A 13453-nucleotide genomic window follows, 5' to 3' on the forward strand; every position below is an offset into this window, starting at 1 on the left:
CATTGCCGACCGGTGCCGGGTGCTGCTATTCAGGGTCGTCGCAACATCGCCGCGACAGAAGACGGCTGATGCGTACAACGGAATCTGTACGCATCGTTACCTGCGCGGGGCGTGGGATGCTGGTGACGAACGGAGGGGTTATGGACGCCGAACTCGAAAAGACGCTCACCGACCGTGTCACCCAGCTGCAAGGCGCGCACCGCCTGCCGAGCCTGACGGTGGCCGTGGCGCGCCACGATGTCGTCCTCGCCGCGGCCGCAACGGGTTTCGCCGATGTCGAGCACGGCATCCTCGCGAGCCGCGACAGCGTGTACCGCATCGGCTCCATCACCAAGACCTTCACCGCGGCCATGGCGCTGCGGCTCGTCGGTGAGCGGCGCCTCGACCTGGACGCGCCGGTCGGGCATTACCTTTCCGGGAGCTCGTTCGGACAGGTACCGCTGCGCATGCTGCTTGCCCACTGCGGTGGCCTGCAACGCGAGGTCCCCGTCGACATGTGGGAGTCGATGCGAGGACCGTCCGAACCCGAACTCCGCGAGGCGTTCACCCGCGTGGACATGGTGGCCGAGCCCGGACAGCGCTGGCAGTACTCCAATCTCGGCTACGCCGCGATCGGCGCGGTCATCGAACACATCACCGGCCGTCGCTGCGCCGAGTTGATCAGCGAAACACTGCTGGCACCACTGGGTTTGAGCCGAACGACCTGGACGCCACCGCCGGACGCGGTGGTCGGCTATCGCATCGACCCCTTCATCGACGCCTACCACCGTGAACCGGTCATGGACATGGCGGCGGCCGCCGCCATCGGCCAATTATGGTCCACCCCAACCGATCTGTTGCGCTGGGGCAACGCGCTCATCGGCGCCGAACCCGATGTCGTGCCCACATCGGTCGTTGACGCGATGCACACCTTGCAGGTCATGGTCGACACCAAGACGTGGACCCAGGGATGGGGACTGGGACTGATCCTCGATCGCCGCACCGACCACATACTGGCCGGTCATCTCGGGGGCATGCCCGGATTTCATGCGGCATTGGCCACCGATCGAGAGTCCGGCATCGTGGTCGCCGCGTGCACCAACGCCACGCGCGGCATCACCCTGTCCGATCTCGTCGCCGACATCGCCGACCAAGCGACCGCCGCGCACCCGCCGGTCGCACCGGCGTGGAAACCGGCACCGCCGTGTCCCGAGGAGATCCGCGAGATCCTCGGCCGCTGGTGGTCCGAAGCCGACGAGCACGTGTTCAGCTGGCGCCACGACGGCCTGCACGCCCACCTTGCCTCGGATCCGGATAACAGTGACTCCCGCTTCATCACCGAGGCTCCGGATCGCTACCGGGCGGTCGAAGGTCGCTACCGAGGCGAACGCCTGACCGTCATCCACACCGCGGCGGGAACCGAATTACGCTGGGCCACTTACCCCTTCACTCGTTCGCCACGATGAAACCGGATAACCGTTCCCGCGTGACGGCCAGCTCCCGGCTACTCCGACTCGTTCGCAAACGCAGATCGACGCCATGGAACACGCGCACCACCCTCGGGGTGATCGCGCCGGGCCCGGCGTAGTCGAGTGCTTTCTCGATGGCGGCACCGGCGGATTCGAGTTCACCGAGCCGCAGATGCGCCTGGGCACTCTCGAGCCGCCAGATGATGCGATTGCGCACGTATTGCGGCGGACTGGCCACTTCTTCCTGCCATAGCGCCGTGATCGCCGCCCGAGGTTCGCCGAGGTCCATCAGACACAACCCCCGATACCCCGCCAGGGTCGCGTCGTCGAACACCGACAGCCAGACCGGGTCGGATCCGTCTGCCACGTGCCGGTTCAACTCCGATTCCGACTCGTCGAGCATCCGGCGACACAGGTCGTCCTCACCCAGCCGGGCGTGCGCGCGTGCCGCCACCGCGGCCGCGAACGCCGTCAACCTCCGGTTGCCGCTGCGCCGGGCCCACGCCAACGATCCGTACGCGCGCTCGGCACCCAACTCGGGATTACCGCACCAGATACTGGAGTACGCCGCGCTCGGGCCGAGCACATACGCGACGAGATCCGCGGCGCCGGCGAGCTGGGCCGCGCTCTTGGCGCGGGCGAACATCCGCTCAGCGCCCGGCTGATCGCCGCGATCGAACAGCATCCACCCGGCGAGCTGTTCAGCTTCGGCCAGCGTGCGCCGCAGCGACGTCTTCACCGGCGCCGACAGCCCCGAACCGTCCACCGCGGCAGCCGCTTCGGCGAATGCCATGAGCTCGGCGAGCCGATCCGCCGCCAGCGTGTGATCGACCGCGCGCACCTCGTCGATCACCCGTCGTAACTCGAGCTCCGCGTTACCCGGAGACAACCGCGGCCGATCGATCGCCGGTCGAGCCGCGGCGACGAACAACGGCGCGGCCAACCGCTCGAGCTCGCCCCGCGTATCAAGCACGGCATCCAACCGTTGCACCAAGTCCGGGCGCGGACGCCGCTGCGCCTTCTCGACCTTCGCCAACAACTCGCCGCTGACCAGGACAAGCTGTCCCAGTTCGCGAAGCGAGCGTCCGCGCGCCAGTCGGCGCGCGCGCAGTTCCGCACCGAACGTCGCCGCGGCCGACGCCCGCGGATCCAACTCTCGCAGCGCTTGCCCCATCCCCCGAGTATCCCCCACAACCAGCCGAGCGGGCCCGGCCAGCAATCTAGAGCAGGGCGTCAGCGCAACCCGGAAACCGCGAAACCGGTTTTGTGACACCGAGTTTCGCGTAGCCTTCGGGAGATGCCGATCCGCCCTGCCACCTGGGAGGCCGTCGGTGCACGGTAACCGGGACTTGCTCGTATTGCTGCCATCGATACCGACGGCAGCGCTGGTGGCCACGCCCTGGCTGCCGTTCGTCAACACCGACCGGCTCTGGTTCGGTCTCCCCGCGATGTTGGTGTGGACCACGCTCTGGGCGCTGGCGATCGTGCCGACCCTCGCGGCCATCGAGTGGCGACGCACCCGCCGCCTGGACGACGAGTCGGGGGAGGAATCGTCGTGAATACCGCGCTGGTCGTCGCGCTCGCGGGCATGGTGGTCATCGCCGCGGTCGGTTCCCTCGGCAGCCGCACGGCCGCCGTCGACCTCGCCGAATGGTCCGTTGCCGGACGACGTTTCGGCGCGGTCACCATGTGGTTTCTGCAGGCGGGCGAGACCTTCACCACCTTCACCTTCCTCGGCCTGGCCGGCCTGGCGTTCACCGGCGGCGTCGCCGTCACCTACGCCGTCCCATACGTCGCGCTGGCCTGCATCGTCTGGTATTTCATCGGGCCGAGGCTGTGGCGGCTCGGGCGTCAGCACGGTTATCTCACGCAAGCCGACTTCTACGAGGAACGCTACGACAGCAAGGTGTTGGGCACGCTGGTCGCGATCTCCTCGGTGATCTTCATGCTGCCGTATCTGCAACTGCAGATCACCGGGCTCGGACTGATCATCGAATTGGTCACGCACGACAGCGGTTCCGGCACCTGGGGCATGGTCGTCGGAACCGTGCTCACGGCGGCCTTCGTGCTCCGGGCCGGTATTCGCGGCACCGCTGCCACCTCGTATCTGAAGGATGTGCTGATGCTCGTCGCGGTCGCGATCGTCGCGGTCGCGGTGCCGCTGCACGTCGCGGGCGGGATCGGGCCCGCGTTCCACGAAGTGGCGCGCCTGCATCCGACGGTGCTGACGGTGCACGCCGGACCCAACGATCAGGTGTGGTGGATCACCAGCATGCTGGCCAGCCTCATCGGCATCGCGTTCTTCACCTTTCCGTCCCTCTGGCCACCGTTGCTGTCGGCACGCAGCCCGAAGAGCTTGCGCCGCAACTGGATAATGCTTCCGCTCTATCAGATCGTGCTGGTGCCGCCGATCATCATCGGATTCGTCGCCATCCTCGCGCTGTCGAAAGACGCGTCGGCCAATAGCGCGCTGTTGACGGTGGCGGCGCAGGCCCTGCCCGACTGGCTGCTCGGCCTGATCGCGGTGGCGGGAGCCGCGGCGGCGATGGTACCCGCGTCGGCGATGGTGCTGGCGATGTCATCGAATGTGGCGCGCAACGTGATTCGCGTCGGCAGTCCACGCGTCCAGTTCCTCGCCAATCACGGTGCGGTCCTGCTCATTCTGGCGTTGGCGTTGGTTTTGGATCTGACTCGGCCGAATGCGCTTGCCAATCTGCTGCTGATCACCTTCAGCGGCCTGGTCCAATTCGCTCCCGGTGTGGTAGCCGGGCTGGCCGAGCGTCCGTTGCTCGGCAAGGCGGCGGTGCTGTGCGGCATCGTGGTCGGTGAGGCGTTCGTCGTCTGGGCGACGTTCTGGAAGGTCGACCTGGCGAACGTGAATACCGGACTGCCCGCGCTCGGTATCAATATCGTGGTGGCGGTCCTGGTCGAGGCGGTGACGCGGGTGTCTCGACGGACGGCGGGCAGTGCGCCTGTGGAGGTGCCGTGAGGCGACGGCACGGACGATCTCATACTCGCGGGTGACGGCGGCGAACGAGTGTCAACCCGCGGGGTGATTGACCAGGTCCCGCTCTCGGCGATCAACTTTTGCCATGACTTTGTCAGGGGCGAGATCGGCGCGGAGTATTCGATTGATCGCGGGACTGTTGATCGGAACGTCAATGCTTGCGGCGGGTTGCGCGAATTCGGCACCGCAACAAAAGGACGACTCCGATGGTGGCGGACTCGTGCACGCCGAACGGTTACGCTCGTTCTCCGCCGATGAGGTGACCAGCGTACTCAATGCAGACGGGTTCGACTCCAGCGCAGTGCGATTCGGTGTCGACACGTATGCGCTCGAGTATCGCACGGTAGATCCGGCGGGCCGGGAGACGACCGCGACCGGGCTACTTGCCTTGCCGCACAACGACAGTCACGACCTGACAGTGGTGGCATACCAGCATGGCACCATGGCGACAAAGGCTTTCGCGCCCTCGGTGGCCGCCGACAGCGGCGATCTGGCCGCGACGATCAGCTACGCCGGGGCCGGGTTCGCCGCTGTCGCACCGGATTACCTCGGTCTCGGCCGCGGGCCTGGTTCACATCCGTATATGGATGTGCCGTCCGAGACCACGGCGTCGTTGGATATGTTGCGGGCGGCGCGAACACACGCAGGGAGCGTCGATCGCCAGTTTCGGCACGAGGTCGATATCGTCGGGTTCTCCCAGGGCGGACCGGCTTCCATGGCGTTGGCGGGGGCGATTCAGGGTGGTGCCGACGCGTGGTTCCACGGTGCCGCGGTGGCCGCGATCAGTGGGCCTTTCGACCTGCGGGCCGCTGAATTCCCTGCGCTGCTGAACAATTCGTTGGATCCGACGTCGGGTGTCTTCTACGCGTCTTACTTGCTGGTGGCCTGGCAGGGTCTGCACGGGTTGTACGGGTCGCCCAGTGAGGTGTTCAAGGCGCCCTACGACGGAATCGTCACCCAACTCTTCGATGGTTCGCATACCGACGAAGACATCGTCAAGGCGCTGCCACAGAATGTCGACGAACTACTGACCCCGCACGGAATCGACATGCTGCGCAACCCGACCGGCGCATTCTCCGACGCGCTGCAAACCGCCGACAGCACATGCGGTGACTGGACACCGAAGATGCCGGTCCGTCTGTTCACGGGCAGTAAGGATCGCGACGTGGCCACGGATAACAGCGCGAAATGCCAAGCCGCGCTGCGCGAACACGGTGTCGACGCGCCGGTCACCGATCTCGGGCCGGTCGATCACGGTGGTTCCGGAAAGGCTGGTACCGGTGCGGCCGTGCACTGGTTCATGGAGCTGGCTGCCGCGAAGTAGTCCGCACGAACCAGCGCGGCGAGGCGCGTGCCGTTAACGTTCTGTTCCGGGCGGCACGATATCTGGGTAGCGGTCTGTCGAGTACCGCTGTCGGGGTGCCGGTTCCGAACTGAGGGGGAAACCCATGCACATCACCACGCCCAACCGCACTTTGTACCCACCGCCCCAGCGGATCGCGGTGATACTCCTCGGCCTTCTCACCGGCGCCATCGTGCTCAGCGGCTGCGCGAGTACGTCGTCACCCGCGTCCACCGGCCGATCACCGGCCTCGACGACGGTCAGCGACACACCCGTCTCCTCGGCGTCCGCCCCTACACAGCCGTCGACATCGGCACCGGGCACGACAGCGGCACCGGTCACATCGACCCAACCCGCGGCGAACACCCACCCGCCGTCCGGGACGACGTTCACCGGTGAAGGCCTCACCACACAGCAAGCCAGCGATCTACAGCAAGCAGTCGACAACGGACATCAACCGTGGCGACTGGATCGGGTTCAGGTCGCAAAGACCTTCGCGCAGCAGCGATTCGGCTGGTCCGACGTCCAAGCCGAAACCGGTGCACCGGTGGTCGTTTTCATCACCAATCATGACGGCAGCAAAGTCGCCTTGCACCTCGCCCAACCGGCAACGCGTGGCGACCATGGAATCTGGGTCGTCGACAGTGGCGTGTGGAGCTGAATCCGCGAAACCGCCTTCACGCGCGGCGTTTTCGCGTGCGGTAGCGGATAAGCAACCACAGCAGGACAGCCTCGGCGATCGCGGTGAATACGGTGAGGAACTGGCTGAAGTAGCTCGCGAGCACGTTGACAACGGCCAGGGAGACAATGCTCGACCAGATGCCGAGCTGTGTGCCGAGTTCGTCGCGTCCGCGCAGCCACGCCACGGATCCGGCCGCGTAACCGATGCCGACCAACAGTTCGGCGCCCGCCGCAATCCCTAGGCCCACCAGGGATTTCCATCCGTGATGCTGGGACACATCCAGCATCCTGTCCAGCTGATCCCAGGGCAGTTTCCATCCGTAGACCACCACGCCGACCAGGATCAGGTGTACCAGAGTCCAGATGGCGTGACAGATCATCACCACGATCAACACGACCCTCAGCAATGGCAACGGCAGCAGTGCGGCCTCGACTCGGGTTGCGGCGCGGGCGATCCGGGTCGTCAGCGTGGGATGGCCGTCGTCGTGCACGGTGTTCAGATAGTCGGTCAGCGCGTCGCAGAGTTCGATCAGGTCCGGTCCGAGTGCGTCGCGGTCCACCCGTTGCACCTGCGCGAGCAGGCCGGCTCGCCGCTCCGGGCTGAGCCGCGCGCCGATCTGCTGACCGATCTGCTCGGTGATGTCGGCAACGACCAGCTCCGGCGGCCGCACGCGGGTGCGGGCCGCATAACGCGCGATCAACACAATCAGCACGAACGCGAGGTAGATAATCGGCGCTGCCAGCGGGAAGAAATAGTTGTTGTCGGTCGTGATGAACTTACCGACCTCATCGATGAACAGACCCAGCCCGACTCCGGCCAGCACGGCCGCGGTGTGCAACGCGGTTCGCCCAGCCGAGAGCAGCAGCATCAGACAGGCAATGACCAACAGCAGACCACCGAACAGCGCATGCGCGATGTGATAGGTACTGCCACCGATCTTCGGATATCCCGACGCCATCAGATAAAGCCGGGTAATCACCACGGTCAACCCGAAACCGACGGCCATCACCGTCACCAGCCGCCCCGATTCCGGCCGCCACCGCACCCGCGCCGTTCCCATACTGAACACGGAAGCCACCCTGGCACAGATCCGGTCCGCGACGGACGCGAACAGTGCCAGTCACTGTCTGCGATGTACAGCGCGTGGCAACCGAGGTGGTCAGCGGGTCGTGATGAATCGGCCGAGTTGGGGGATTGCTTGGCCGGGGTGTTTGGCTTGGAAGCCCTCGCCGATGGCCTGCATTTTCCAGTCGTTGCCTACTCGGAAGACCTTGGCCATCGCCATGGCGGTGAAGGCCATGTTGCCGCCGCGCAATGAGTAGCGGGCCAGTTCGGTGTCGGTGGAGTTGTCGACCAAGCGGCAGAACGCATTCTGGATCTGTTCGAAGGTGTGGCCCTGGTAGGAGGTGACGATGAACAGCAGCAGTGTGACATGGGCGGGGACGCGGGTGAGGTCGACCAGGATCACCTCGTCGTCGCCCTCGCCCTCGCCGGTGAGGTTGTCGCCCTGGTGCCGAATCGAGCCGTCCTTGGAGGTCAGCTGTCCGTAGTAGACGGCGTCGACCGGATTGGTGCCCGCGAACAGCACGACCGATGCGTCGAGATCCACATTGATAGCTCGGCCGCCGAACAATCCGCCCCGTTTCACCGGGTCCCAGCCCAGACCCATCCGAATGAAACTCAGCGCGACGCCGCCGTCCTTGCGCAGGGTGACCCGCTGGCCCTTCTCCAGGGTGACCGGGCGGTCCTTGCTCAGGCTGACCTCGCCGGGCTGTCGCTGGTCGGGCTGGACGGGCGGCGGGCCCGGTGTGAGCGGCGGTGGATAGCCCGATCCCTGCGCGGGGAAGCCCGACACCGGGGCCGGTGGGTACGCCGGGGGCGGCGACGGTGGGTATGCCGGAGGCGGCGACGACGGGTATACCTGGGGCGGCGGCGACGGGTACGCCGGGGGCGGCGACGGCGGGTATGCCAGAGGCGCCGACGACGGGTATGCCTGGGGCGGCGGCGACGGGTATACCTGCGGCGACGGGTACGCCGGGGGCGGCGATGGTGGATACGACGCGGGCGGCGAGGCCGCTGCAGTCGGTTGCCGAGAGTTGGGTGCCTGCTGAATGGACGTGATCGGCGCGGGCCGGGGCGCCGGGGCGTCATCGACGCTGACGCCGTGGTCGGTGACCAGTGCCGCGAATCCGCCGGCGTAGCCCTGCCCGACGGCACGCACCTTCCAAGCGTTGTTTCGTCGGTAGAGTTCGACGGCGATCACGACCGTCTCGCTGTCCAGACCCTCGATCCGGTACTCGTACAACGGATTACCGTTCAGGTCGGACACGATCGCGGTCGGCGCCGGGTACCGGCCGAAGGTGCTCGACGTGTCGTCCAGGCTGATCACCGCACGGATCTGGGCGATATCGCCGGGTACCGCGTTGAGCGAAACCTGTAGCGCCGCAGGCTGACCGGACGGCGCGGGCCGCAGCTGCACCCCCGGTCCGCGCGGCTGGTTGAAGAAGACGAAATCGGCGTCGGAGCGAACCTTGCCCGCCTCGGTCACCAGCAGGGCGGACAGATCCGCTGCCGCGCCGAATCGAATCGCGACCACTACCTCGTTGCCGGGCAGCGGGCCGTTCTGCCCCTTGACCAGTGCTGCGGACAAGTCCAGGCCTCCCCTTATCGTGCGCTCGGTACCCACTGTACGACTACACCGGCGCCCAGGCTCAGGCTCGCGAAACCACCTAACCCACCGAACGCGAACGCTGCCACCGGCGAATGATCAACCGCCCCGGCACGAAGGCGGCGGCAACGAGCAGCGCGGAGCCCGCGAGCACCTGAAAGATGCCGGCGGTGCGGGCGTCGCTGTGCATCTGGGCTCGGCTCTGCAGGTGCCGATCGGCGGGGATGCTGCGAGCGATCCCGCCCATCAGCCCGCCGGGCCAGTAGATCTGCACGTCTCCCGCGCCGCGGACGCCGCCGTGCAACACCTCACACCCGTCGAGCTGACCCATCACCGCACCGTCGCAGGTAGGGGCCCTCGTCAGGTCGTTGACACCGTTCACGAGCAAGCCGACCACCAGCGCGGCAGCGAACAACGCCAGCGCCGCCAAGAACAATAGCGACCAGCGCGGAAAACGCGTCGAGCGCACCGTGAGCCTCCGTCCGGTGTAGCAACAGCGAACTACTGTGTACCAGTATCTTTCGCGTCGATGACAGCTGCCCGGCCCGGCTCACGCGGTCCTGCCAGCAAACTCCAATCGCGAAACCTGTTGAACGCCAACGATTCACCGTGGATACAGCGAACCGACCGGCCTCGATTTGACTTTCGCCCGATCGGGGTCCAGAGTTGCCAAGTCAGCACCTCGCTAGGCGAGGCTCCTGTTCGAACACAGGCCACTGATCCGACGACGTCGAGAGACGCCCAGGGTTAGGACAGATCTCCCCGGATTAAGGGGAAATCCGAAGTGGCTTCCCGCCCACCGGCGGGATACGTCGTTCAGTGCCGAAGCTCTGACGAGAGGGGTGCCTACCTCGCTGTTTCGGCGTTGGTTCCCGCCCCATCATTGTGCGTGGTCTGACGCGATGAGTAACGACGCCCCCGCGCGTCCCAGCAGCAAGGAGGTGAGGGACGACCATGAAGTCCGGCGATAGTCCGTATCCGAATCCGGATACGACATCTGTTTCGTTCCCAGCTTGCTGCGGCCCATTTACTGCCTGACTCCGAAGTAGTCCTAGACTTGCTCGCTTTGCGAGCGGGTCGACGCGCGTACTCCGGTGTCTTCGGCGTGCGCGAAATCGGTTGTGGCGGCTGGCTTTTCCTCGAGGAGCTCGTCATGACGTTCACCGCATTCTCCCGTCACGTATCGGCGCTCGGCGCTTCGGCCCGCCGGATCAAGGCCCGCCACACCCTGACCCCGCAGGAGCGCCACAACCTGCGCTCGGCGGGCACCGGTGCCGCGATCTATACCGCCTCACTCGGCGGCCACTACCACCGGTAATCCTCGTGCGGCGCATGGAATCTCCAGGGCCGCAGGCGAACTCGAAGTGCTGCACGTCAGCAACAGATTCAGGAAGCGAGGAATGGCGATGGCCTTCTTCTCCAACGGCGCGAACCGTCGAAACGTCAGCGCGACCGCGACGGCGGCACCGGTGAATGCCGCACCGGCGGCACTGGATTCGGCACATGCCGGAGACATCGTCGGCGCGCTCGGCACCATCGGCCAACACGACACCCACCAGGGCCGCACCCGCGGGCAGCGGCTGCGGATGCTGCTTGCCATCATGGGGCCGGGACTGATCGTGATGGTCGGCGACAACGACGCCGGCGGGGTCGCCACCTACGCGCAAGCGGGCCAGAACTACGGCATGGCCCTGCTGTGGACCCTGCTGCTGCTCATTCCGGTGCTCTACGTCAACCAGGAAATGGTGGTCCGGCTCGGCGCGGTGGCCGGAGTCGGGCACGCCAAGCTGATCTTCTCCCGGTTCGGCAAGTTCTGGGGCGCGTTCAGCATCGGCGACTTGTTCATCGTCAACGCGCTCACGCTGGTGACCGAATTCATCGGCGTCTCTATGGCTTTGGGCTATTTCGGGCTGCCGAAGCCGATCTCGGTGCCGTTGGCGGCGGTGCTGCTGTTCGCGGTGGTCGCCGGCGGATCGTTTCGCCGGTGGGAGCGGTTCCTGTTCGGGCTGATCGCGGTGAACATCGTCATGTTCCCGCTGGCGTTTCTCGTGCATCCCAGCGTCGGTGACACCGCCAAGGGGCTGGTCCCGTCGTTCCCCGGTGGTTTGAACTCCACGCTGCTGCTGTTGATCGTGGCGATCGTCGGCACGACCGTCGCGCCGTGGCAGCTGTTCTTCCAGCAGTCCAACATCGTCGACAAGCGCATCACCCCGCAGTGGATCCGCTACGAGCGCTGGGACCTGCGCATCGGCATCGTCGTGGTGATGGCCGGTGCGACCGCGATCATGGCCGCCGCCGCGTTCGGGCTGGCCGGATCCGATGCGATCGGCAATTTCACCGACGCGGGCGCGGTCGCACACAGCCTGTCCGACAACATGGGTCACACCGTCGGCGCGCTGTTCGCGATCCTACTGCTCGACGCCTCGCTCATCGGCGCCAACGCGGTAGGGCTTGCCACCACCTACACCCTCGGCGACACCCTTGGCCGTCGACACTCGCTGCACTGGAAGATCTCCGAGGCGCCGATGTTCTACGTCGGTTACGCATTGCTGCTCGCGGTCGCGGGGGCGATCTCGTTCAGCCCAGACAACGTCCTGGGCCTGCTCACTCAGGGCGTGCAGGCATTGGCCGGCGTGCTGCTGCCCTCGGCGACGGTGTTCCTGGTGTTGCTGTGCAACGACAAGGCCGTCCTTGGACCATGGGTGAATACGACCCGGCAGAACGTCATCGCCGGCATCATCGTGTGGGCGCTTGTGCTGCTGTCACTGGCCTTGACCGCGGCAACCTTCTTCCCCGACATGTCCACCCGCACCCTCGAAATCGGTTTCGGCGCAGGCGTTTTCATCGGCATGCTCGGCGGTGTCGGCATCGCCTACGCCCGCCATCGCAGCCTGCGCGAACAGACCGAACAGACCGCGCGCGAACTCGGCGGGCTCGATCCCGACCAGGTCGAGGAGCTCGACGCCACCAGACTCTCGCGGGCCGAGCGCAAAGCCATCCTCGAACACGACCGCGATGCCTGGCGCACCCCCGCGCTGGAAACCCTGGAGCGCCCGGCGTTTTCGCCACTGCGGATGGCCGGGATGTTGGCGCTGCGCGGCTATCTGCTCGTCGCGGTCGCGCTGGTCGGGGTCAAGGTCGTCCAGGCCATCACCGGCTGATCCGACGCGGTCAGCGGGAGTCGGGTCTGGGAATACCGATACCGGCGGCGCGGAGTTCGGGTCTCGAAAACCGCGGCGCCGGTGTCTACTCTTCGCCGTGGCGCGCGATCAGTGCACCTGATCGCGGCCGCGGTGCGGCTTACCGGATAGCGACTTCTCGCTGCGACGCGCCCGGCGCGATTCAGAGCTTCTCGGCCGCCTTGACCAGCAGCGCGCGGGACTCCTCTGGCATTTCGGCCTGCACGGCAACCTGATCCATCACCTCGCGGTAGAGCTGCAGATCCTCGCTGCGATCCAGATAGAACGCGCTGGTGAGCTGTTCCAGGTAGACGATGTCGGGCAGCTCGCGCTCGGCGAAACGGAGCATGGTGAACGAGCTGCCCGCCGCCGCGTGCACGCCGGCGTCGTAGGGCAGCACCTGGATCGTTATCCCGGGCTTGTACGACATCTCCACCAGATGCTCGATCTGTTCACGCAGGACTTGCTTGCCGCCGATCGGCCGATGCAGCACCGCCTCGTCCAGTACCGCCCACAACTTGGGTCCGGCGGGCAGGTCGAGGACCTCCTGACGCTTCGTGCGCAGCTCTACCCGCCGTGACGCCTCCGCGGTCTGGTGGCCGACCTCGATGACCGCGTGGGTGTAGTCCTCGGTTTGCAGCAACCCCGGAACCAGCTGGCCCTCAAACGTTCTGATCGTCTGCGCGGCGCCTTCGAGCCCGAGATAGGTCTCGAACCAGGACGGGAGCAGATCGCTGTAGCGATGCCACCAGCCCGGCTCGTTGGCTTTGCGAGCCAGCTCGAGGAACATCTCGCGCTGATCCTCTTCGGTGACGCCGTAGAGGGTCAGCAGATCGAGGATGTCGCGGTCCTTGTAGCCGGTGCGGCCGAGTTCGAGCCGACTGATCTTGGCGTGCGAACCCCGGATGTACTCGCCCGCCTCGACCGGCGTAATGCCTTTCAATTCGCGCAATTTGCGCAATTGACCGCCGACCGCGATACGCAACGCCGTCGGGCCGCGATCGGCGACCCGCGAGTCGATACCCCTGATCCGGACAGGTTCCGTCACCATGACCTATACCCCGCTTCCCGAAGACAACCGGCGGTACCGCGCCCGTCTCTTGTCACGAACCACACCGCGCAAATCT

12 protein-coding genes and 1 riboswitch are annotated in these 13453 nt (G+C 66.2%); of the genes, 7 read left to right on the forward strand and 5 right to left on the reverse strand.

What is annotated here, in order from left to right; translation table 11 throughout:
- The first annotated feature begins 140 nt into the window (after positions 1 to 140).
- Positions 141 to 1445 (forward strand): serine hydrolase domain-containing protein, encoded by a 1305-nt coding sequence (locus OG203_RS05785; RefSeq protein WP_405164622.1) that lies wholly within the window; start codon positions 141 to 143, stop codon positions 1443 to 1445.
- Here OG203_RS05785 and OG203_RS05790 read toward each other — a convergent pair.
- On the reverse strand, positions 1426 to 2622 hold the full coding sequence (locus OG203_RS05790) for a helix-turn-helix domain-containing protein (protein WP_405164623.1): 1197 nt from the start codon (positions 2620 to 2622) through the stop codon (positions 1426 to 1428). The two genes, OG203_RS05785 and OG203_RS05790, sit on opposite strands and share 20 nt — an antisense overlap.
- 157 nt (positions 2623 to 2779) lie before the next feature.
- On the opposite strand from OG203_RS05790, the gene OG203_RS05795 reads away from it, so the two are divergent.
- The 4 genes from OG203_RS05795 (at position 2780) to OG203_RS05810 (ending at position 6458) form a co-directional block, all read left to right on the forward strand.
- Positions 2780 to 3007 carry a hypothetical protein gene (locus OG203_RS05795; protein ID WP_405164624.1) on the forward strand — a complete coding sequence of 76 codons (228 nt, stop codon included), beginning with the start codon at positions 2780 to 2782 and terminating at the stop codon, positions 3005 to 3007.
- Entirely contained in the window at positions 3004 to 4437 is a 1434-nt protein-coding gene (locus OG203_RS05800; RefSeq protein ID WP_405164625.1) for a sodium:solute symporter, read from the forward strand. Before OG203_RS05795 ends, OG203_RS05800 begins: the two co-directional genes overlap by 4 nt.
- Before the next feature lie 172 nt (positions 4438 to 4609).
- Positions 4610 to 5779, forward strand: a complete 1170-nt coding sequence (locus tag OG203_RS05805; RefSeq protein WP_405164626.1) for an alpha/beta hydrolase family protein — start codon at positions 4610 to 4612, stop codon at positions 5777 to 5779.
- Between the two features lie 124 nt (positions 5780 to 5903).
- A complete protein-coding gene (locus OG203_RS05810) occupies positions 5904 to 6458 on the forward strand; it encodes an acyl transferase (protein ID WP_405164627.1) in 555 nt (184 codons plus the stop codon).
- A gap of 16 nt (positions 6459 to 6474) precedes the next feature.
- Here OG203_RS05810 and OG203_RS05815 read toward each other — a convergent pair whose 3' ends face one another.
- The 3 genes from OG203_RS05815 to OG203_RS05825 all read right to left on the reverse strand — a co-directional run bounded on the left by OG203_RS05815 (position 6475) and on the right by OG203_RS05825 (position 9616).
- Entirely contained in the window at positions 6475 to 7548 is a 1074-nt protein-coding gene (locus OG203_RS05815; protein ID WP_405164628.1) for a hypothetical protein, read from the reverse strand.
- Positions 7549 to 7638: 90 nt separating this feature from the next.
- Positions 7639 to 9129 (reverse strand): TerD family protein, encoded by a 1491-nt coding sequence (locus OG203_RS05820; protein ID WP_405164629.1) that lies wholly within the window; start codon positions 9127 to 9129, stop codon positions 7639 to 7641.
- Between the two features lie 79 nt (positions 9130 to 9208).
- Complete coding sequence (locus tag OG203_RS05825) at positions 9209 to 9616, reverse strand: hypothetical protein (protein ID WP_405164630.1); 408 nt, start codon at positions 9614 to 9616, stop codon at positions 9209 to 9211.
- Between the two features lie 205 nt (positions 9617 to 9821).
- A riboswitch (M-box (ykoK) riboswitch) is annotated at positions 9822 to 9996 on the forward strand.
- Positions 9997 to 10300: 304 nt separating this feature from the next.
- Here OG203_RS05825 and OG203_RS05830 point away from each other — a divergent pair.
- Positions 10301 to 10465 carry a hypothetical protein gene (locus OG203_RS05830; protein ID WP_405164631.1) on the forward strand — a complete coding sequence of 55 codons (165 nt, stop codon included), beginning with the start codon at positions 10301 to 10303 and terminating at the stop codon, positions 10463 to 10465.
- A gap of 88 nt (positions 10466 to 10553) precedes the next feature.
- The gene (locus OG203_RS05835) at positions 10554 to 12308 is read left to right on the forward strand and encodes an NRAMP family divalent metal transporter (RefSeq protein WP_405164632.1); all 1755 of its coding nucleotides are present in this window, start codon (positions 10554 to 10556) and stop codon (positions 12306 to 12308) included.
- Positions 12309 to 12489: 181 nt separating this feature from the next.
- On the opposite strand, the gene OG203_RS05840 is transcribed toward OG203_RS05835, so the two are convergent.
- Positions 12490 to 13377: a helix-turn-helix domain-containing protein gene (locus tag OG203_RS05840; protein ID WP_405164633.1), complete on the reverse strand. Its 888-nt coding sequence runs from the start codon at positions 13375 to 13377 to the stop codon at positions 12490 to 12492.
- Between the last annotated feature and the right edge of the window lie 76 nt (positions 13378 to 13453).

Source organism: Nocardia sp. NBC_01499 (assembly GCF_045040275.1).
GTDB lineage: Bacteria > Actinomycetota > Actinomycetes > Mycobacteriales > Mycobacteriaceae > Nocardia.

Coding starts and splice junctions, on each gene's coding strand:
- OG203_RS05830 (WP_405164631.1), top strand. CDS start 10,301: ATGACGTTCACCGCATTCTCCCGTCACGTATCGGCGCTCGGCGCTTCG.
- OG203_RS05835 (WP_405164632.1), top strand. CDS start 10,554: ATGGCCTTCTTCTCCAACGGCGCGAACCGTCGAAACGTCAGCGCGACC.
- OG203_RS05810 (WP_405164627.1), top strand. CDS start 5,904: ATGCACATCACCACGCCCAACCGCACTTTGTACCCACCGCCCCAGCGG.
- OG203_RS05805 (WP_405164626.1), top strand. CDS start 4,610: ATGCTTGCGGCGGGTTGCGCGAATTCGGCACCGCAACAAAAGGACGAC.
- OG203_RS05790 (WP_405164623.1), bottom strand. CDS start 2,622: ATGGGGCAAGCGCTGCGAGAGTTGGATCCGCGGGCGTCGGCCGCGGCG.
- OG203_RS05840 (WP_405164633.1), bottom strand. CDS start 13,377: ATGGTGACGGAACCTGTCCGGATCAGGGGTATCGACTCGCGGGTCGCC.
- OG203_RS05785 (WP_405164622.1), top strand. CDS start 141: ATGGACGCCGAACTCGAAAAGACGCTCACCGACCGTGTCACCCAGCTG.